The following is a 19,681-nucleotide window of genomic DNA, read 5'->3' as shown; positions in this document are numbered from 1 at the left end:
ATGTTGACGTGCGGCTTATTGCGCTCAAACTTGCTCTTTGCCATTACCGGCTCTCCGTTTTTATCCCCGTCAGGGGTTATCTCTCAGTTTATGGGGCGGATTACTCCGGTCACTTCTGACCGGAGTACTTGGCCTGGATTTCAGTTGCGACGTTCGACGGAACCGGCGCGTAGTGATCGAAGACCATCGAGTACTGTGCGCGGCCCTGCGACATGGAGCGCAGGTTGTCGACGTACTTGAACATGTTGGCCAGCGGCACGTGGGCGTTGATCACCACGGCGATACCGCGGCTTTCCTGGCCCTGGATCTGACCACGGCGAGAGTTCAGGTCGCCGATCACGTCACCGACGTAATCTTCCGGCGTCACGACTTCGACCTTCATCATCGGCTCGAGGAGCTGAGCACCAGCCTTCTTTGCTGCTTCACGGAAGCAAGCGCGGGAGGCGATTTCGAACGCGAGAACTGACGAGTCGACGTCGTGGAAGGCGCCGTCGATGAGGGTCGCCTTGACGCCCAGCATCGGGAAGCCTGCCAGCGGACCGGAAGACAGGACGCTTTCGATACCCTTCTGAACGCCCGGGATGTATTCCTTCGGAACAGCACCACCGACGATCTTGGATTCGAATACGAAATCTTCGCCATCCGGGTTCGGTTCGAAGATCAGCTTGACGCGCGCGAACTGGCCGGTACCACCGGTCTGCTTCTTGTGCGTGTAATCTTCTTCCGTCTTGCGGGTGATGGTTTCGCGGTAAGCAACCTGCGGAGCACCGACGTTCGCTTCAACCTTGAACTCGCGACGCATGCGGTCGACGATGATGTCGAGGTGAAGTTCGCCCATGCCGGCAATGATGGTCTGGCCAGATTCCTGGTCGGTCTTGACGCGGAACGACGGGTCTTCAGCAGCCAGGCGGTTGAGCGCGAGGCCCATCTTTTCCTGGTCGCCCTTGGACTTCGGCTCGATCGCGATCTGGATGACCGGCTCGGGGAATTCCATGCGCTCGAGGATAACCGGCTTCAGCGGATCGCAGAGCGTATCGCCAGTGGTGGTTTCCTTAAGGCCTGCCAGCGCAACGATGTCGCCTGCGAAGGCTTCTTCGATGTCTTCACGCGAGTTGGAGTGCATCTGCAGCATACGGCCGACACGCTCGCGCTTGTCCTTGACCGTGTTCATGACAGACGAGCCCTTCTCGAGCTTGCCGGAGTAGATGCGTGCGAAGGTGAGCGAACCAACGAAGGGGTCGTTCATGATCTTGAACGCAAGCATTGCAAGCGGCTCTTCGTCGTCAGCGTGACGCTCGATTTCGGCTTCCGTCTTGGTGTCGATGCCCTTGATCGCCGGAATGTCGAGCGGCGACGGCAGGTAGTCGACAACGGCGTCGAGGAGCGGCTGAACGCCCTTGTTCTTGAAGGCAGTGCCGCAGAACATCGGGTGGAACTTGACGTCGATCGTACCGCGACGAACGAGTTCGCGGATCTTGTCGTTCGACGGCATGTCGCCGTTCAGGTAGGCTTCCATCGCTTCTTCGTCGATCTCGACAACGGTCTCGATCAGCTTTTCGCGATATTCTTCAGCCTTGTCCTTCATGTCGGCCGGGATTTCGACGACATCCCAGGCAGCGCCAAGCGACTCATCGCGCCAGACGAGAGCGTTCATCTCGATCAGGTCGATCACGCCCTTGAAGTCGCTTTCAGCGCCGATCGGCAGCTGCATGACAACAGCGGTGGCGCCGAGACGGGTCTTGATCATCTCTACCGAGCGGTAGAAGTCAGCACCGGTCTTGTCCATCTTGTTGCAGAAGATCATGCGCGGAACATGATACTTCTCAGCCTGACGCCAGACGGTTTCCGTCTGCGGCTCTACGCCTGCGTTGGCGTCGAGAAGAGCGATGGCACCGTCGAGCACGCGCAGCGAACGTTCGACTTCGATGGTGAAGTCAACGTGGCCGGGGGTGTCGATGATGTTGAAACGGCGCATCTTGCCGTCGCGGCCTTTCCAGAAGGTCGTGGTGGCAGCAGAGGTGATCGTGATGCCACGCTCCTGCTCCTGCTCCATCCAGTCCATCGTGGCTGCGCCGTCGTGAACTTCGCCGATCTTGTGCGACTTGCCGGTGTAATAAAGAATACGCTCGGTGGTCGTCGTCTTGCCGGCGTCGATATGCGCCATGATACCGAAATTGCGGTAGTCTTCGATTTTATATTCGCGAGCCATAGGACTGCCTTTCGAAATTCGATCGGGTGAAGATTACCAACGATAGTGCGAGAATGCGCGGTTGGCGTCGGCCATCTTGTGCGTGTCTTCACGCTTCTTGACAGCGGCGCCGCGGTTGTTCGCAGCATCCATGAGCTCACCCGAAAGACGATCGATCATGGTGGTTTCGTTGCGCTTGCGGGCAGCGGCAATCACCCAGCGGATTGCCAGAGCCTGGCGACGTTCCGGACGCACGTCTACCGGAACCTGATAGGTCGCGCCGCCAACACGACGCGAACGAACCTCAACATGCGGCGCGACGTTGTCGAGCGCAGAATGGAAGATCGCAAGCGGGTCGGCCTTGGCCTTGCCCTGCACGGCGTCGAAAGCACCGTAAACAATGCTTTCAGCTACGGACTTCTTGCCGTGAAGCATGATGGCATTCATGAATTTGGTGACGACCAGATCGCCGAACTTCGGGTCCGGGTTGATCTCACGCTTTTCTGCACTATGGCGTCGGGACATATATCTTCTCGTCTCTAAACAATTGAGCGCTCTACCACGCGGAGGACCTCGCGCAGCGCCGGGATTTCATGTCCAGGATGACCTGGAGCCCGAATTACTTCGGACGCTTTGCACCGTACTTGGAGCGGCGCTGTTTGCGGTTCTTAACACCCTGGGTGTCGAGAACGCCGCGGATGATGTGGTAACGCACACCCGGCAAGTCCTTTACGCGGCCACCACGGATCATGACGACAGAGTGTTCCTGCAGGTTGTGGCCTTCGCCCGGAATGTAGCCGATGACTTCGAAGCCATTGGTCAGGCGGATCTTGGCAACCTTACGCAGAGCCGAGTTCGGCTTCTTCGGGGTCGTGGTGTAGACGCGGGTGCAAACACCACGCTTCTGCGGGTTCTCCTGCAGGGCAGGAACCTTGTTGCGCTTTACGTTCGCCTGGCGAGGCTTGCGGATCAGCTGGTTTACGGTAGGCATTCAACCATCCCTTACGTGTTTCTCAGCACCCTTTCGGGCCAATCTGATGCCGTTTCCGGCGGGCGACACACACATTTCCTCATGCGCAAAACGTGGCCCAATCCAAATTTGGAATGGACCACAGAAGGCAGAGGACACATTATACATGCGTCGTGCGTGCAGCATTCATGTCTTCAACGTGCGTATGGAACCGTGTTTGAGACGAACTCCGGAACGAGTCATCCCGGACGGACAAGCCTCACATCGCTTCCGATGGGTGGGCGTTTACTGTTTTAGCCCCTGTCCGTCAAGGGCTGGGCCCAAAATAATAGCTTTCGCGGGCTTTCCGGAGCCCGCTGAGCGAGAAGATGACAGGTTTTCGTTAATTCTTCTGTTCTTCGGCTTTAACGCTTGGGAATCAGTTCCAGATGTCACTATGGGTTGGAACATACCAACTGACTTCCCCTTTCAACGCTCCAGAAGGTTTAAACGGAGATGGACATGATCGACAATCCCGACAACGACAACATTGCCGAAGGACCGATGGTGTTCATCATTATCGGCAAGGGCTACGAACAGAAGGGCGGACAGGGCATCGAACTGCACATCATGCTGCAGGCGCCGGACGACGACTCGGCCGTTCGTGAAGCCTTGAATGCGCTTTCCGAAGAAGGTTTCCTTGAAGCCGACCTCGACCAGATCGGCGTACTCACCGACATCCCGACCGAAGAGCCACATGCTTCCGCCTACCAGGGCACGCTTGAAGGCGAAGTGGCGATCATCCGTTTCGACTAGGACGGACGGGTTCCCAACTCTTCATCATCTGACGTCTGAAATGCAAAACGCCCGGATCGCTCCGGGCGTTTTTTGTTTGCTGTCGGAAAGGAGCCCGTTTCCGGGCCCCCTCGCCTGCTTATTCGGCAGGCGTATTTTCCGAGTTCATGTCCTGCAGCATCGGGGTGGCCGAGCCTACGCCCGAACCCTTCTTGCGCTCCTCGAGGATGAGGTCGTCGCGCGAAGTGGCGATACGGCGGATCTGCGTCATGGTTCCGCCCGTACCGGCCGGGATGAGACGGCCGACGATGACGTTTTCCTTCAGACCCTGCAGCGTGTCCATCTTGCCGGCGATCGCAGCTTCCGTGAGAACCTTGGTGGTCTCCTGGAAGGATGCAGCCGAGATGAAGGACGGCGTCTGCAGCGAAGCCTTGGTGATACCAAGCAGAACCGGCTCGCCGTATGCAGGCTTCTTGCCTTCCTCGATGAGCTGGTCGTTGGTGTCTTCCAACTCGATCCGGTCGACATTGTCACCGACGATATACTGGCTGTCGCCAGCATCGGTGATCTCGACCTTCTGCAGCATCTGACGAACAATCACTTCGATGTGCTTGTCGTTGATGACAACGCCCTGCAGACGGTAGACTTCCTGGATTTCGTTCACGAGGTAGGAAGCGAGTGCTTCCACGCCCTTGATCGCCAGGATGTCGTGCGGCGCAGGATTGCCGTCGAGGATGTAGTCGCCCTTTTCGATGTAGTCACCATCCTGAAGATGGAAGGGCTTGCCCTTCGGGATCAGGTATTCGACCGGCTCGACACCGTCTTCCGCCGGCTCGATCATGACGCGACGCTTGTTCTTGTAGTCGCGGCCGAGGCGGATCGTACCATCGATCTCAGCGATGATGGCGTGGTCCTTCGGACGACGAGCTTCGAACAGTTCTGCGACGCGCGGCAGACCACCGGTGATGTCCTTGGTCTTGGCGCTTTCCATCGGGATACGCGCAAGCACGTCGCCCTGGGAAACCTTCTGACCCGGCTCGACCGACAAGATCGCATCCACCGAGAGCTGGAAGCGAGCTTCGCCACCACGCGACAGCTTGGCGATCGCACCGGAAGCGTCCTTGATGACGATCGCCGGCTTGAGATCCGCACCGCGCGGGGTCGAACGCCAGTCAATGACCTGGCGCTTGGTGATACCGGTCGACTCGTCGGTCGATTCCGAAACGGAGATGCCGTCGACGACATCTTCGAACTGAACCGTACCGGCGACTTCCGTCATCATCGGGCGGGTATACGGGTCCCACTCTGCCAGACGCTGACCGCGACGTACCTTGTCGCCATCATCGACGTGCAGCTTGGAGCCGTAGGCCACGCGCTGGGACGACCGCTCGACACCACGCTCATCGAGAATCGTGACTGCCATGTTACGACCCATCGCGACGAGAACGCCCTCAGAGTTGCGCAGCATGTTGCGGTTCTTGATCTGGATCGTGCCTTCATAGGAGGCTTCCAGGAACGAGGAGTCGACGACGTTTGCCGTACCACCAAGGTGGAACGTACGCATGGTCAGCTGGGTACCCGGTTCACCGATGGACTGTGCCGCGATAACACCAACGGCTTCACCCATGTTGACCGGCGTACCGCGTGCAAGGTCGCGACCGTAGCAAACCGAGCAAACACCCGTCTGAACTTCGCAGGTCAGAGCGGAGCGGATGCGGATCGACTGGATGCCAGCCTTCTCGATCTCGATGACGTCCGGCTCCAGGATCATCTTGCCGGCGTCGACGATACGTTCACCCGTGACCGGATGATCGATGTTGTCGAGAGCCGTACGACCCAGGATACGTGCGCCAAGCGATGCGACCACCTGACCGGCGTCAACGATCGCCGTCATGGTCAGGCCCTTTTCAGTGCCGCAATCGACCATGTTGACGATGCAGTCCTGAGCGACGTCGACGAGACGACGGGTCAGGTAACCGGAGTTCGCGGTCTTCAAGGCGGTGTCTGCCAGACCCTTACGGGCACCGTGCGTCGAGTTGAAGTACTCGTTAACGGTCAGGCCTTCCTTGAAGTTCGAGATGATCGGCGTCTCGATGATTTCACCCGACGGCTTCGCCATCAGGCCGCGCATGCCGCCCAGCTGGCGCATCTGGTTCGGTGAACCACGAGCACCCGAGTGGGACATCATGTAGATGGCGTTCATCTGCTTCTGACGACCGGTTTCCGGATCGAACTCAACGGCCTTAATGCGGGCCATCATGTCCTCGGCAACCTTTTCGGTAGCCTTACCCCAGGCGTCAACGACCTTGTTGTACTTCTCGCCCTGAGTGATCAGGCCGTCGTTGTACTGCTGCTCGTATTCCTTCACCAGGGCTTCGGTGTCGCCGACGATCTTGTGCTTGCTGTCGGGGATGATCATGTCATCCTTGCCGAAGGAGATACCGGCCTTGCAGGCGTGCGTGAAGCCAAGCTGCATGATCCGGTCGCAGAAGATCACCGTGTCCTTCTGTCCGCAGTGACGGTAGACCGTGTCGATCATCTTGGAGATGTTCTTCTTGGTCATTTCCTGGTTGCAGATGTCGAACGGCACGTTGACGTTCTTCGGCAGAAGCTCGCCGATGATCATCCGGCCCGGCGTGGTCTCATAGATCTTCGAAACAGGCTTGCCTTCGGCGTCAACGGTCTTGAAGCGACCCTTGATCTTGGCGTGCAGCGTGACGACCTTGTTTTCCAGAGCGTGGTGCAGTTCGCCCATGTCGGAGAAGGCCATGCCCTCGCCCGGCTCGTTCTGGTTCATGATCGACAGGTAGTAGAGGCCGAGAACCATGTCCTGCGACGGAACGATGATCGGTGCCCCGTTCGCCGGATGCAGGATGTTGTTCGTCGACATCATCAGCACGCGTGCTTCAAGCTGTGCTTCGAGCGACAGCGGCACGTGAACGGCCATCTGGTCACCGTCGAAGTCGGCGTTGAAGGCCGTGCAGACGAGCGGATGCAGCTGGATGGCCTTGCCTTCAACCAGGATCGGTTCGAAGGCCTGGATGCCCAGGCGGTGCAGCGTCGGTGCGCGGTTCAAGAGAACCGGATGCTCGCGGATGACCTCGTCGAGGATATCCCAGACTTCCGGCTTTTCCTTTTCAACCAGCTTCTTAGCCTGCTTGACGGTCGAGGAATAACCCTTTGCGTCGAGACGGGCGTAGATGAACGGCTTGAAGAGCTCGAGCGCCATCTTCTTCGGAAGACCGCACTGGTGCAGCTTCAGTTCCGGACCGGTCACGATAACCGAACGGCCGGAATAGTCGACGCGCTTGCCGAGAAGGTTCTGGCGGAAGCGGCCCTGCTTGCCCTTCAGCATGTCGGACAGCGACTTCAGCGGACGCTTGTTGGCGCCGGTGATGACGCGGCCACGACGGCCGTTGTCGAACAGCGCGTCTACAGATTCCTGCAGCATGCGCTTCTCGTTGCGGATGATGATGCCCGGAGCGCGCAGTTCGATCAGGCGCTTCAGACGGTTGTTACGGTTGATGACGCGGCGATAAAGGTCGTTCAGGTCGGAGGTCGCAAAGCGGCCGCCGTCGAGCGGAACCAGCGGACGCAGGTCCGGCGGGATCACGGGCACGACCTTCATGATCATCCATTCCGGGCGGTTGCCGGACTCGATGAAGTTTTCGACGATCTTCAGGCGCTTCATCAGCTTCTTCTGCTTGAGATCCGACGTGGTGTCGGCAAGCTCGGAGCGCAGGTCGCCTGCAATCTTTTCGAGATTCATCGATGCCAGCATCTCGTAGATGGCTTCAGCACCGATCATCGCCGTGAACTGATCTTCGCCGAACTCGTCGACGGCGATCATGTATTCTTCTTCGGAAAGAAGCTGGTTTTCCTTCAGCGAGGTCAAGCCAGGTTCGGTGACGATGTAGTTCTCGAAATACAGAACGCGCTCGACATCCTTCAGCGTCATGTCGAGAAGGGTCGAGATGCGCGACGGAAGCGACTTCAGGAACCAGATGTGCGCCACAGGAGCTGCAAGCTCGATGTGACCCATGCGCTCACGGCGAACGCGCGACAGCGTAACTTCGACGCCGCACTTTTCGCAGATGATGCCCTTGTACTTCATGCGCTTGTACTTGCCGCACAGGCACTCGTAGTCCTTGATCGGCCCGAAAATGCGCGCGCAGAAGAGGCCGTCGCGTTCTGGCTTGAACGTGCGGTAGTTGATGGTCTCCGGCTTTTTGATTTCGCCGTAGGACCAGGAGAGAATCTTCTCGGGCGACGCGATCGAAATCCGGATCGAGTCGAAGTGCTGCGCAGGCACTTGGGGGTTGAAAAGATTCATGACCTCTTGGTTCATGCCTATCTCCTTTAGGGGCGGAAGCCCTCGCTTGCGACGGTCGTGTCCAAATTCCCGGGATGGACGCGCCGAAGCACTAAAACGGTCATAGCCGCGAAATGCGGCGAAAGTTTCCCGTCACTGCCGGCGGGAACCGGCGGCGGGACCGGCGCGCGCCTGATGCGGCGCGCGCCTTCCAAATTATTCCGCTGCGTCTGGCAGCTGGCCGGCTTCCGCCGCTTCGAGCTTCGAGTTCTCGAGCTCCACCGACAGGCCGAGCGAGCGCATTTCCTTGACGAGAACGTTGAAGCTCTCCGGAATGCCCGCTTCGAAGGTGTCGTCGCCACGGACGATCGCTTCGTAGACCTTTGTACGACCAGCCACGTCGTCCGACTTCACGGTCAGCATTTCCTGCAGCGTGTAGGCGGCACCATAGGCTTCCAGAGCCCAGACCTCCATTTCGCCGAAGCGTTGGCCACCGAACTGCGCCTTACCGCCCAGCGGCTGCTGGGTAACAAGCGAGTACGGACCGATCGAACGCGCGTGGATCTTGTCGTCCACGAGATGGTTCAGCTTGATCATGTACATGTAGCCAACCGTGACCTTGCGGTCGAAGGCTTCGCCAGTCCGTCCGTCGTAGAGGACCGACTGACCCGACTCATGCAGACCCGCCTTTTTCAGCATGGCAGCAACGTCCGGCTCATGTGCACCGTCGAAGACCGGCGTCGCAATCGACACGCCGCGCTTGGACTGCTCGGCAAGACGAACCAGGGACTCGTCGTCGAAGGTCGAAACCTCGTCGCGGGCCTGGCTGGCATACACTTCCGTCAGCTCGCGCTTCAGGTCGGTGATGTCCTGCGTCTTGCGGTATTCCTCGAGCAGTTCACCGATCTTCTTGCCCATGCCTGCGCATGCCCATGCGAGATGGGTTTCAAGAATCTGACCAACGTTCATGCGCGACGGAACGCCGAGCGGGTTCAAGCAGATGTCGACATGCGTGCCATCCTCGAGGAACGGCATGTCCTCGATCGGAACGATACGCGATACGACACCCTTGTTGCCGTGACGGCCGGCCATCTTGTCGCCTGGCTGGATCTTGCGCTTCACAGCGACGAAGACCTTGACCATCTTCATGACGCCCGGAGGCATTTCGTCACCGCGCTGTACCTTTTCGACCTTGTCCATGAAGCGCTGTTCAAGGCGCGACTTGGATTCGTCGTACTGGCCACGCAGAGCTTCGATCTCGCCCTGCATCTTTTCGTCCTCGACGGCGAACATCCACCACTGCGAGCGGGGATATTCGGAGACGACGGCGTTGGACAGCTCGACGCCCTTCTTGAAGCCCTTCGGACCTGCAACCGAGACCTGGCCGCGAAGCATGTCGAGCAGACGGCCGTAGACGTTACGGTCGAGGATTGCCTGCTCGTCGTCGCGGTCCTTGGCGAGGCGTTCGATTTCCTCGCGCTCGATGGCCATCGCACGCTCGTCCTTTTCGACGCCGTGACGGTTGAAGACGCGAACTTCGACGACGGTACCGAACGTGCCCGGAGGCATGCGCATGGACGTGTCGCGAACGTCGGAAGCCTTTTCACCGAAGATGGCGCGCAGAAGCTTTTCTTCCGGCGTCATCGGGCTTTCGCCCTTCGGCGTGATCTTGCCGACGAGGATGTCGCCCGGCTGGACTTCGGCGCCGATGTACACGATGCCGGCTTCGTCGAGGTTCTTCAGCGCTTCTTCCGAAACGTTCGGAATGTCGCGCGTGATTTCTTCCGGACCAAGCTTGGTGTCACGCGCCATCACTTCGAACTCTTCGATGTGGATGGAGGTGAACACGTCGTCGGCGACGATACGTTCCGACATCAGGATCGAGTCTTCGTAGTTGTAGCCGTTCCACGGCATGAACGCGACGAGCGCGTTGCGGCCGAGAGCCAGGTCACCGAGGTCGGTCGACGGACCGTCCGCGATGATGTCGCCCTTGTTCAGAACGTCACCGACGGCGACCAGTGGACGCTGGTTGACGCAGGTGTTCTGGTTCGAACGCTGGAACTTCTGCAGGCGATAGATATCGACGCCAGACTTCGAAGCATCGAGGTCTTCCGTTGCGCGGATAACGATACGGGTCGCATCGACCTGGTCGACCACGCCGCCACGACGGGCAGCAATGGCAGCACCGGAGTCGCGAGCCACGACCGGCTCCATACCAGTACCAACGAACGGCGCTTCGGCACGAACCAGCGGAACGGCCTGACGCTGCATGTTGGAGCCCATGAGGGCGCGGTTGGCGTCGTCGTTTTCCAGGAACGGGATGAGAGCCGCGGCAACCGAAACGAGCTGCTTCGGCGAGACGTCCATCAGGTTGATGTTGTCGCGCGGAGCAAGCATCACTTCGCCGGCATGGCGGCAAACCACGAACTCTTCCGAGAACGAACCGTCCGCCTCAAGCGGCGCGTTTGCCTGCGCAACGTAGTACTTCGCTTCTTCCATGGCGGAGAGGTAAAGCACGTCGTTGGTGACCTTGCCATCGACGATCTTGCGGTACGGGCTTTCAATGAAGCCGTACTTGTTGACGCGGGCGAAGGTTGCGAGCGAGTTGATCAGACCGATGTTCGGGCCTTCCGGCGTTTCGATCGGGCAGATACGGCCGTAGTGGGTCGGATGAACGTCGCGGACTTCGAAGCCTGCGCGCTCGCGGGTCAGACCACCCGGTCCAAGAGCCGAAAGACGGCGCTTGTGGGTGATTTCCGAAAGCGGGTTCACCTGGTCCATGAACTGCGACAGCTGCGAGGAACCGAAGAACTCGCGAACGGCGGCAGCAGCCGGCTTCGCGTTGATCAGGTCCTGCGGCATCACGGTGTCGATCTCGATGGACGACATGCGTTCCTTGATGGCGCGCTCCATGCGCAGCAGACCCAGGCGATACTGGTTCTCCATCAATTCACCAACCGAGCGAACACGACGGTTGCCGAGGTTGTCGATGTCGTCGATCTCGCCCTTGCCATCACGCAGTTCGACAAGCATCTTGACCACGGCCAAGATGTCTTCCTTGCGAAGAACCCGAACGGTGTCTTCGACCTGCAGGTCGAGGCGCATGTTCATCTTCACGCGGCCAACGGCGGAGAGGTCGTAACGCTCCGGATCGAAGAACAGCGAGTTGAACATGGCTTCAGCCGATTCCATGGTCGGCGGTTCACCCGGGCGCATGACGCGGTAGATGTCGAACAGGGCGTCCTGGCGGTTCTCGTTCTTGTCAGCGGCAAGCGTGTTGCGGATGTAGGCCCCGACATTGATGTGGTCGATGCCGAGAACCGGGATCTCGTCGAAGCCAGCCTTCAGGATGATCGGCAGGGTCTTCTCGTCGATCTCGTCGCCTGCTTCCAGGTAGATCTCACCGGTTTCCATGTTGACGATGTCTTCGGCAAGGTAGTTGCCGTAGAGTTCGTCATCAGTGGCCTTGAGAGCCTTCAGACCCTTTTCGGTCAACTGACGCAGGAGACGCGGGGTCAGCTTCTTGCCGGCTTCGACAACGACTTCGCCGGTGTCGGCGTCGATCATGTCGGACAGCGTCTTGGCGCCCTTCAGGGTTTCGGCCTGGAAGGGGATGCGCCAGCCGTCGCCGTCACGCTGGTAGATCGACTTCGTGTAGAAGGTCGACAGGATTTCTTCGCCGTCCATGCCGAGCGCCATGAGCAGCGAACTCACGGGGATCTTGCGGCGACGGTCGATACGGGCGAACACAATGTCCTTCGCGTCGAATTCGATATCGAGCCAGGAACCACGATACGGAATGACGCGAGCGGCGAACAGCAGCTTGCCGGACGAATGGCTCTTGCCCTTGTCGTGGTCGAAGAACACACCTGGCGAACGGTGCATCTGGGACACGATAACGCGCTCGGTGCCGTTCACGATGAACGTACCGTTGTCGGTCATGAGCGGCATGTCGCCCATGTAGACGGACTGTTCCTTGATGTCCTTGATGGACTTCGCGCCGGTATCCTCGTCGATATCGAACACGATCAGGCGCAGCGTCACCTTGAGCGGCGCAGCATAGGTCAGGTCGCGCTGACGGCATTCCTCGACGTCGAACTTCGGCGGCTCGAATTCGTAGGACACGAATTCCAGCATGGAAGCGCCGGAGAAATCGGTGATCGGGAATACGGACTTGAAGACGGCATTCAGACCTTCATCAGGGCGGCCGCCCTTCGGTTCGTCAACCATCAAGAACTGGTCATAAGACGCCTTCTGAACCTCGATCAGGTTCGGCATCTCCGTGACTTCGGGGATTTTTCCAAAAAACTTGCGTACGCGCCTACGACCATTAAACGAAAGGGTCTGAGCCATCGTCGCTCCTTCAAATTGCATCCGGGCCTGCAACGGACGGGGTTCGCTGGCCAGTCGATCTCCCGTCGATCATGGTATTCCCAATCTCGTCCTACTTCCCGAACGCGCCAGGCCGGATTGCCTTTTCGGTTCGGTTCAGGACCATCCTCTTGAGAACCCATTACCCAGGAGCCGTTCTGGACGGATCCTGGGTAATATGTTCGGAGGAAATTGGAGGGTGGAGAGAGATCTCCCCACCCGCCACATTCCGATATTACTTGACGTCGACCTTAGCGCCGGCATCCTCAAGCTTCTTCTTGAGGTCTGCAGCTTCAGCCTTGGAAACGCCTTCCTTGATCGGCTTCGGAGCGCCTTCGACCAGGTCCTTGGCTTCCTTGAGGCCGAGGCCGGTGATGCCACGAACTTCCTTGATGACGTTGATCTTGTTCGCGCCGGCATCCGTGAGGATAACGTCGAACTCGGTCTTTTCTTCTTCAGCAGCAGCCGGAGCAGCAGCGCCGCCAGCAGCAGCAACAGCGACCGGAGCAGCGGCAGAAACGCCCCACTTTTCTTCGAGCATCTTGGAAAGCTCAGCAGCTTCCAGAACGGTAAGCGAGGAGAGGTCTTCAACGATCTTTGCGAGATCAGCCATTTTCTAGTTCCTTTTGTTCGGTTCGAACTGGTTTAAAATAAACAGCGAAGTTCCGCCTTATGCGGCTTCGTCCTTCTTGGCATATGCTGCGAACACACGAGCCAGTTGTCCGGCCGGTGCCTGAACGACGCCTGCGATGCGGGTAGCCGGGGTCTGAATCATACCCACCAGCTTTGCACGCAGTTCGTCCAGCGAAGGCAGGGTCGCAAGCGACTTGACACCTTCGGCGTTGAGCGTGGTTGATCCCATGGCGCCACCGAGAACAACGAGCTTGTCGTTGGTCTTGGCGAAGTCCGAGACAACCTTCGGAGCTACGACCGGGTCATCGCTGTAAGCGATGAGCGTCTGACCCTTGAACAGGTCCGACATCCCTTCCGACTCCGTGCCCTGAAGAGCGATCTTGGCCAGGCGGTTCTTCGCGACTTTGACGGTGCCGCCAGCAGCACGCATTTTCGAACGGAAGTCGTTCATCTGCGCAACTGTGACACCAGCATAGTGGGCCACGACAACCGAACCAGAAGCCTTGAAGACTTCGTTCAGCTCCGTGACGAATTCGCGTTTTTCCGCTCTTTCCACTGTCTGTCTCCAGTAGGCGGGACCGCAATCCTGCAGGCCCCACCGGGTTTGCCTTTGCCTCAAGGGATCCTTTGGTAAAGATCCCAAGCGACGCTTGAGGATCCTGTCCCCTCGCACTGTCACCTCAGCGGCTCCAGGCACAAGGCACACTAGGCTCGAACCGAATATCCAGAGCGCAAGCGCTAGAAAATCTCGGGTCTTACCCGTCTCATGCAGGCTCGAAGTGATTAAGGCTCAAAGATCTGGGACCTCAAAGCCACCTGCAATCTCGGACAGGAGTTCCGGAGGATTTCTCCGGAAATCCCCGGCCTCGAAAGACCGGGAATTCATGGAACGGGAGCGCGAACGCTCCCGCTAAACTGATCAGGCGGCCGAAACCGTGGCCGGGTCAATCTTGACGCCCGGGCCCATGGTCGAGGAGATCGCTACGCGCTTGACGTAGTTACCCTTGGCGCCAGCCGGCTTTGCCTTGACGACGGCGTCAGCAAAAGCCTTAATGTTTTCTTCAAGAGCCTTGGCGTCAAATGAAGCCTTGCCGATGCCGGCGTGGATGATACCAGCCTTTTCGACGCGGAATTCAACGGCGCCGCCCTTGGAAGCCTTGACAGCTCCGGCAACATCCATGGTTACCGTGCCAACCTTCGGGTTCGGCATCATGCCACGCGGGCCGAGAACCTTACCAAGACGGCCGACGAGCGGCATCATGTCCGGGGTCGCGATGCAACGATCGAAGTCGATCTTGCCGCCCTGAACGATTTCAACCAGATCTTCGGCGCCAACGATGTCTGCACCAGCAGCCTTGGCTTCATCAGCCTTGGCGCCACGTGCGAAGACGGCAACGCGAACGTCGCGGCCGGTGCCGTTCGGCAGGTTGACCACGCCGCGGACCATCTGGTCTGCGTGACGCGGGTCGACGCCGAGGTTCATAGCGATTTCAACGGTCTCGTCGAACTTGGCGGTTGCGCGTTCCTTTACCAGGGCAATGGCTTCGGACAGGGCAACGAGCTTGGTCGGATCGATACCTTCGCGGATCTTCTGAATACGCTTTGCAAGCTTTGCCATGTTAAGCCACCACTTCCAGGCCCATAGCGCGGGCAGAGCCCTCGACCATAGCCATTGCGCCTTCGATATCAGCCGCGTTCAGATCCTTCATCTTGGCTTCAGCGATCGACTTGATCTGAGCCTTGGTGAGGGTGCCGGCCTTGGCGCCCTTGCCGGGGGTCTTCGAGCCCGACTGGATCTTCGCTTCCTTCTTGAGGAAGTAGCTGACCGGCGGCTGCTTCATCGCGAAGGTGAAAGACTTGTCCTGGAAATAGGTGATGACGACCGGGATCGGCATGCCCTTTTCCATTTCCTGCGTGGCGGCGTTGAACGCCTTGCAGAATTCCATGATGTTGATGCCGCGCTGACCAAGTGCCGGTCCGATCGGCGGGGACGGGTTTGCCGATCCTGCCTTGACCTGCAGCTTGAGCTGGCCTGCTACTTTCTTAGCCATTCTCTCTGCCTTTCGTTACGGATCGGATTGCCGATCCTTTGTGCCGGACGTCATGAAGCCCGGCGGCTGCGGTTGCGTGGTTCGGATCAACGGGGCCTGGCTTATCAACCCCTCACCTTCCACGCGGCTGCGGCATTGCCGCACGAGACCTGCCGAACGAACGGCAGGCTCAACTCGTAAAACCCTTTAGACCTTTTCGACCTGGGCGTATTCCAGCTCGACCGGGGTTGCGCGGCCAAAGATCGAAACTTCGACCTTGAGGCGCGAACGCTCCTCGTCGACATCCTGAACGGTGCCGTTGAACGAAGCGAACGGACCATCGGAAACGCGAACCTGTTCGCCGATCTCGAACGAGATCGAGGACTTCGGACGCTCGACGCCTTCCTGGACCTGGCCAAGGATGCGCTCAGCTTCGAAATCCGGAATCGGAACCGGCTTGTTGTCGGAACCGAGGAAGCCGGTGACCTTCGGCGTGTTCTTGATGAGGTGGTAAACCTCGTCGGTCAGGTTGGCGCGAACCAGGACATAACCGGGGAAGAACTTCCGCTCGCTGTCCACCTTGCGGCCGCGACGCACCTCAACGACCTTTTCGGTCGGCACCAGAATCTTTTCGAACAGGTGCTCAAGCCCCTTCTGGCGAGCCTTGTTCTCGATGTCCTCGGCAACTTTCTTTTCAAAGTTCGAATATGCGTGGACGATATACCAGCGCGCCGCCATTTGTACTTCTCCAGAATCAGACGCTGACGTTCAGGATCAGGCGCAGAAGCCAACCCATCAACTGATCGGCAGCGAAGAAAAACAGCGCCGCGAAAACAACCATAGCCAGAACCATCGCTGTCGAAATCAGCGCCTCACGACGGGAAGGCCAATGGATCTTGGACGCTTCGGAGCGCACCTGGCGCAGAAACGTGACTGGATTGGTCTTGGATGCCATAGATTGTCCACGCAATTACGGCACGTAAAGCTGAACTCGCTCAGCCCCACGCACCGCGTGTCTGTTTTGTGCCTACATAAACACCCCTTCCCCTCCACACAAGAGGGAAAAAAGCATTCGATGAACTTTTGCCGTCTGCACCACGACCCTGCGCGAAGCTGCAGAAGTCCGTCATGCCTGTTGTCGAGATGGCAGGGGCAGAGGGGCTCGAACCCCCGACCTGCGGTTTTGGAGACCGCCGCTCTACCAACTGAGCTATACCCCTTCAAACCGAAGAAACTCGAAACATTCGATCCGTCGCCCTCGGCTAGGCGCTCCCTTTAAGGGGATGCGAACCGCTTGGCAAGAGCGTTTTTTCGCGCAACCACACTATCTGAGCTTTACACCCGGCCGCTCGGAGGCATCCGCACGCGCTGCGCCCAGGACGGAATCTGTGCGCGTACCCAGGATTTCCTTACCCGGGAGATCGAACCCGCCTGCAACGACGCTTGCGCCGTGTGCCTTCCTCTCGGGCGAGAGCGGCAGGCGCTTCCAGGCGGCGCGCGGGGGCTTTTCCACGAAGGCGTCCGGCTGATTCACCAGGTCATTCACGACTCGGGAGATGATCGATTCGATCGCCACCTTGCGTCCGGTCTTGTGGTAGAAATTGCCCTTGATCTGGATCGTCGCGGCAATCGCCTTGATGAAATCGGCAAGCAGGCGCTGATCAATCGGCTCGGGCGTGCGCCAGAAGCTGTCGAGCCCCTTCTGGTGGGTAAGCCCGGGAATGTCGTAGATGGCCGTGCCGAGCGCGATCGTGGGGATCCCGGCCCGCAGGCTATGCAGCGCGGTGGTGGAATTGCAGACAATGACGGCCTGGACGTTCTTCAGGATATAGCCGAGATCGCCCCTCTCGATGAAAACGACTCGCTTCGAGATGCGGTAGCGAGTCGCAAGCTCCGTCACGACCTTGCGCCAGCCTTCCAGATCATTGTCGAGCGGGTGCTGCTTGACGATCAGCCGACTGTCGTTCGGCGCATGCAGCGCAAAGGACTGCACGACCTGTTCGAGCATCTGCGACAAGTGCTGGAACGGCGAGTTGGCGCGAATCTGGTAATCGCTCTGGAGTTGAAGCGCGACAAGGTAGGTCTTCTTCGACTTGTCGCTGAAATAGCCTTCGGGCAGGTCATGCCGCGGCCGGAAGGCGCGCGGCAACCACGACAGGTAGTCGATCAGCGCGTCATAATACTTGTCGGCATGGTAGAGCGGGAACATTCCCCGGCCAAAATAGGTCGCGAGGTTATAGACCACCTCGTTGGTGGCTTCCTGGTTGAAGGTGTGGCCGTAGCGCGGCTCGAGATCCGGCGCGCCGACCTTTGCGGCGATCTGGCGGATCTGCTCCGGGTCGGACGGGAAATGCGAAAAGCGCCCCATGCCGTCGCGCTCCAGCGTGATCCAGTCCGGCCGAAGGTAACCGAACTCCACCGCGTGACACTTCACCCCGAGCTTGCGGGCAACACGCGCGGCCAGTCGATGGTAGGGAAGCCTGTCCGCATAATAGAGAATGTCCGTGATTCCCTTGCGGCGAATCAGTTCCGCCAGGAAACGCGGCCAGGCCTTGACGCTGCCGCGATAGTTGATGGCACCACGCTTTCGCCAATACAGCTGGTCGCCGAACGAGAAGTTGACCCGCGACGTCTCTATTCCCTGCGCTTCAAATCCTTCGGCGAGCTCACGCCAGAAAATCGAAGGCGGGCCTTGCAGGAAAAGGACATTCGTCATGTCGTTGCCAATGCTGCTGGAGACTGCGATGCACGTAGATGTACAAAAGCGATTTCAATTGCGGACATTATCGATAAACATCGGGCGACATTTTCATCAAGGCAGTTTCCCCGTCAATGCCATTCCCCCTGATCATTAACGCAAGGTGTGTGACATGAATGCCCGCACCTTCCTGTTGCTGCAGGGCCCCGCCTCCCCCTTTCTCAAATATCTCGCCGACGAGCTTGAGAAGAATGGAGCAAGTGTCCGCAAGATTGGCCTTTGCCTAGGCGATGTGTTCTTTTGGTGGCCAAGGAGAACTGATTTCTACCGCGGGACGCGGGAGAACTGGCCCCTGTACCTGAAAACCTACATCGAGAGGCATGGCGTCACGGATCTTGTGATGCTGGGTGACGGGCGTCCGGTGCATGCGGCGGCGGCCGATCTCGGTATCGCACTCGGGATCAAGGTTCACATCCTGGAGCACGGATATCTGCGGCCAGACTGGCTGACAATCGAGCCCGACGGCATGTCGCTGCACTCGCGTTTTCCCCAGGAACCGGAGAAGATCGAGGCGCTCGCGGCGGGACAACCACCTGCCGCGAACAACAGGTTATTTGGCTCGAGTTTCCTCACCTACGCAGTTTATGACCTTGTTTACCATGTTCCGAATGTTCTGCTCGGATGGCTCGTCCATCCACACTATCGCACCCATGGAGCGGTCCATCCGGTGGTGGAATACAGCGGCTGGATCTGGAAGGCGCTGACGCGCGGCAGGCGGCAACGGCGGGCGCAACTCGCCATCGACCAGTGCCTTCACTCTCATAGTGACCGCCCTTCCCGCTTCTTCCTGTTTCCGCTGCAATTGCCGGGGGACTACCAGATCCGTAACCATTCACCGGGCGGTGACCTGTTCAAGATCGTGGACGTGGCCATCGCATCCTTCGCGCGTCACGCGTCGTCGAATACCAGGCTGTTGTTCAAGGTGCATCCGATCGACAACGGCCTGTCTCGCTGGCCGCAGCGGATCGCCAGGGCTGCAGCACAATATAATGTAGCGGATCGCGTCTTCCTGGCTGACGGCGGTGACACGGACACGCTGATTGAAAAGTCGGTCGGCGTGGTGACGGTGAACTCTACCGTGGGACTGACCGCCCTGATCCTCGGTCGTCCGGTGATTGCGCTTGGCGGGGCCGTTTATGACGTGCCGGGCCTGACCTCGCAGCAGACCCTTGGCGCCTTCTGGCAGGCTCCGACCGAACCCGATCCCGAACTGCTGGACAAGTTCCTGCGGGCATTGGCGGCGACGACCCAGGTGCGCGGCGGCTTTATTGGTCGTGACGCCATCGAGACCGGGGCACGCAACGTTGCCGAACGGCTGCTGGACCCTGATGACCGGCTTCCGCTGGCTTTCCGCAAGCCGCGCGGCAGCCCTCAGTTCCGATACGAGCGAGAGCTCTTCCTCAAGAACTGACCGCCGCATTTTCCTGCAACTGGCTTCACCACAAACAAAAAGGCCCCGCTGTTTCCAGCGAGGCCTTTTCTCAATTCAGACGTTGAAGATTATTCAACGATGGCAGCGACGATGCCGGCGCCGACGGTACGGCCGCCTTCGCGGATAGCGAAGCGCAGCTTTTCTTCCATCGCGATCGGAACGATCAGTTCGACGTCAACGGTGACGTTGTCGCCAGGCATAACCATTTCCGTG

15 protein-coding genes and 1 tRNA gene are annotated in these 19,681 nt (G+C 59.0%); 2 read left to right on the top strand and 14 right to left on the bottom strand.

The window, feature by feature from the left end; genetic code table 11:
• Nucleotides 1–109 precede the first annotated feature (109 nt).
• From fusA to rpsL, 3 genes are all read right to left on the bottom strand, one after another.
• Nucleotides 110–2,209, bottom strand: a complete 2,100-nt coding sequence (fusA, locus tag M0654_RS22345) for an elongation factor G (protein WP_118849417.1) — start codon at nt 2,207–2,209, stop codon at nt 110–112.
• A gap of 33 nt (nt 2,210–2,242) precedes the next feature.
• Nucleotides 2,243–2,713, bottom strand: coding sequence for a 30S ribosomal protein S7 (gene rpsG, locus M0654_RS22340; RefSeq protein ID WP_118849416.1), 471 nt, complete (start codon nt 2,711–2,713; stop codon nt 2,243–2,245).
• Between the two features lie 94 nt (nt 2,714–2,807).
• On the bottom strand, nt 2,808–3,179 hold the full coding sequence (rpsL, locus tag M0654_RS22335) for a 30S ribosomal protein S12 (RefSeq protein WP_003547537.1): 372 nt from the start codon (nt 3,177–3,179) through the stop codon (nt 2,808–2,810).
• A gap of 480 nt (nt 3,180–3,659) precedes the next feature.
• On the opposite strand from rpsL, the gene M0654_RS22330 reads away from it, so the two are divergent.
• On the top strand, nt 3,660–3,953 hold the full coding sequence (locus M0654_RS22330; RefSeq protein ID WP_248684962.1) for a transcriptional regulator: 294 nt from the start codon (nt 3,660–3,662) through the stop codon (nt 3,951–3,953).
• A 118-nt stretch (nt 3,954–4,071) separates the two neighbouring features.
• On the opposite strand, the gene rpoC is transcribed toward M0654_RS22330, so the two are convergent.
• From rpoC to M0654_RS22280, 10 genes are all read right to left on the bottom strand, one after another.
• Nucleotides 4,072–8,280, bottom strand: a complete 4,209-nt coding sequence (gene rpoC, locus M0654_RS22325) for a DNA-directed RNA polymerase subunit beta' (RefSeq protein ID WP_248684961.1) — start codon at nt 8,278–8,280, stop codon at nt 4,072–4,074.
• A gap of 180 nt (nt 8,281–8,460) precedes the next feature.
• Nucleotides 8,461–12,597 carry a DNA-directed RNA polymerase subunit beta gene (gene rpoB / locus M0654_RS22320; RefSeq protein WP_248684960.1) on the bottom strand — a complete coding sequence of 1,379 codons (4,137 nt, stop codon included), beginning with the start codon at nt 12,595–12,597 and terminating at the stop codon, nt 8,461–8,463.
• A 253-nt stretch (nt 12,598–12,850) separates the two neighbouring features.
• On the bottom strand, nt 12,851–13,228 hold the full coding sequence (gene rplL, locus M0654_RS22315) for a 50S ribosomal protein L7/L12 (protein WP_118849413.1): 378 nt from the start codon (nt 13,226–13,228) through the stop codon (nt 12,851–12,853).
• Nucleotides 13,229–13,285: 57 nt separating this feature from the next.
• Nucleotides 13,286–13,804, bottom strand: coding sequence for a 50S ribosomal protein L10 (gene rplJ, locus M0654_RS22310; RefSeq protein WP_118849412.1), 519 nt, complete (start codon nt 13,802–13,804; stop codon nt 13,286–13,288).
• Nucleotides 13,805–14,167: 363 nt separating this feature from the next.
• Nucleotides 14,168–14,866 carry a 50S ribosomal protein L1 gene (rplA, locus tag M0654_RS22305; RefSeq protein WP_118849411.1) on the bottom strand — a complete coding sequence of 233 codons (699 nt, stop codon included), beginning with the start codon at nt 14,864–14,866 and terminating at the stop codon, nt 14,168–14,170.
• Between the two features lies 1 nt (nt 14,867).
• The gene (gene rplK / locus M0654_RS22300) at nt 14,868–15,299 is read right to left on the bottom strand and encodes a 50S ribosomal protein L11 (protein WP_118849410.1); all 432 of its coding nucleotides are present in this window, start codon (nt 15,297–15,299) and stop codon (nt 14,868–14,870) included.
• 186 nt (nt 15,300–15,485) lie between these two features.
• A complete protein-coding gene (nusG, locus tag M0654_RS22295) occupies nt 15,486–16,016 on the bottom strand; it encodes a transcription termination/antitermination protein NusG (protein WP_248684959.1) in 531 nt (176 codons plus the stop codon).
• 16 nt (nt 16,017–16,032) lie between these two features.
• Nucleotides 16,033–16,233, bottom strand: coding sequence for a preprotein translocase subunit SecE (gene secE, locus M0654_RS22290; protein WP_248684958.1), 201 nt, complete (start codon nt 16,231–16,233; stop codon nt 16,033–16,035).
• A 189-nt stretch (nt 16,234–16,422) separates the two neighbouring features.
• Nucleotides 16,423–16,498 (bottom strand) — tRNA-Trp (locus tag M0654_RS22285).
• A 104-nt stretch (nt 16,499–16,602) separates the two neighbouring features.
• Nucleotides 16,603–17,994 (bottom strand): capsule biosynthesis protein, encoded by a 1,392-nt coding sequence (locus tag M0654_RS22280; RefSeq protein ID WP_248684957.1) that lies wholly within the window; start codon nt 17,992–17,994, stop codon nt 16,603–16,605.
• Nucleotides 17,995–18,148: 154 nt separating this feature from the next.
• Here M0654_RS22280 and M0654_RS22275 point away from each other — a divergent pair, with 154 nt between their 5' ends.
• Entirely contained in the window at nt 18,149–19,447 is a 1,299-nt protein-coding gene (locus M0654_RS22275) for a capsule biosynthesis protein (protein ID WP_248684956.1), read from the top strand.
• An 89-nt stretch (nt 19,448–19,536) separates the two neighbouring features.
• On the opposite strand, the gene M0654_RS22270 is transcribed toward M0654_RS22275, so the two are convergent.
• The coding region (locus tag M0654_RS22270) for an EF-Tu C-terminal domain-related protein (protein ID WP_449289667.1) at nt 19,537–19,681 on the bottom strand (145 nt) is incomplete at its 5' end.

Origin of the sequence: Neorhizobium turbinariae (assembly GCF_023223505.1) — a bacterium.
GTDB lineage: Bacteria > Pseudomonadota > Alphaproteobacteria > Rhizobiales > Rhizobiaceae > Neorhizobium > Neorhizobium turbinariae.
This window is presented reverse-complemented; position numbering and strand designations above follow the sequence as displayed.

Coding starts and splice junctions, on each gene's coding strand:
- fusA (WP_118849417.1), bottom strand. CDS start 2,209: ATGGCTCGCGAATATAAAATCGAAGACTACCGCAATTTCGGTATCATG.
- rpsG (WP_118849416.1), bottom strand. CDS start 2,713: ATGTCCCGACGCCATAGTGCAGAAAAGCGTGAGATCAACCCGGACCCG.
- rpsL (WP_003547537.1), bottom strand. CDS start 3,179: ATGCCTACCGTAAACCAGCTGATCCGCAAGCCTCGCCAGGCGAACGTA.
- M0654_RS22330 (WP_248684962.1), top strand. CDS start 3,660: ATGATCGACAATCCCGACAACGACAACATTGCCGAAGGACCGATGGTG.
- rpoC (WP_248684961.1), bottom strand. CDS start 8,280: ATGAACCAAGAGGTCATGAATCTTTTCAACCCCCAAGTGCCTGCGCAG.
- rpoB (WP_248684960.1), bottom strand. CDS start 12,597: ATGGCTCAGACCCTTTCGTTTAATGGTCGTAGGCGCGTACGCAAGTTT.
- rplL (WP_118849413.1), bottom strand. CDS start 13,228: ATGGCTGATCTCGCAAAGATCGTTGAAGACCTCTCCTCGCTTACCGTT.
- rplA (WP_118849411.1), bottom strand. CDS start 14,866: ATGGCAAAGCTTGCAAAGCGTATTCAGAAGATCCGCGAAGGTATCGAT.
- rplK (WP_118849410.1), bottom strand. CDS start 15,299: ATGGCTAAGAAAGTAGCAGGCCAGCTCAAGCTGCAGGTCAAGGCAGGA.
- nusG (WP_248684959.1), bottom strand. CDS start 16,016: ATGGCGGCGCGCTGGTATATCGTCCACGCATATTCGAACTTTGAAAAG.
- secE (WP_248684958.1), bottom strand. CDS start 16,233: ATGGCATCCAAGACCAATCCAGTCACGTTTCTGCGCCAGGTGCGCTCC.
- M0654_RS22280 (WP_248684957.1), bottom strand. CDS start 17,994: ATGACGAATGTCCTTTTCCTGCAAGGCCCGCCTTCGATTTTCTGGCGT.
- M0654_RS22275 (WP_248684956.1), top strand. CDS start 18,149: ATGAATGCCCGCACCTTCCTGTTGCTGCAGGGCCCCGCCTCCCCCTTT.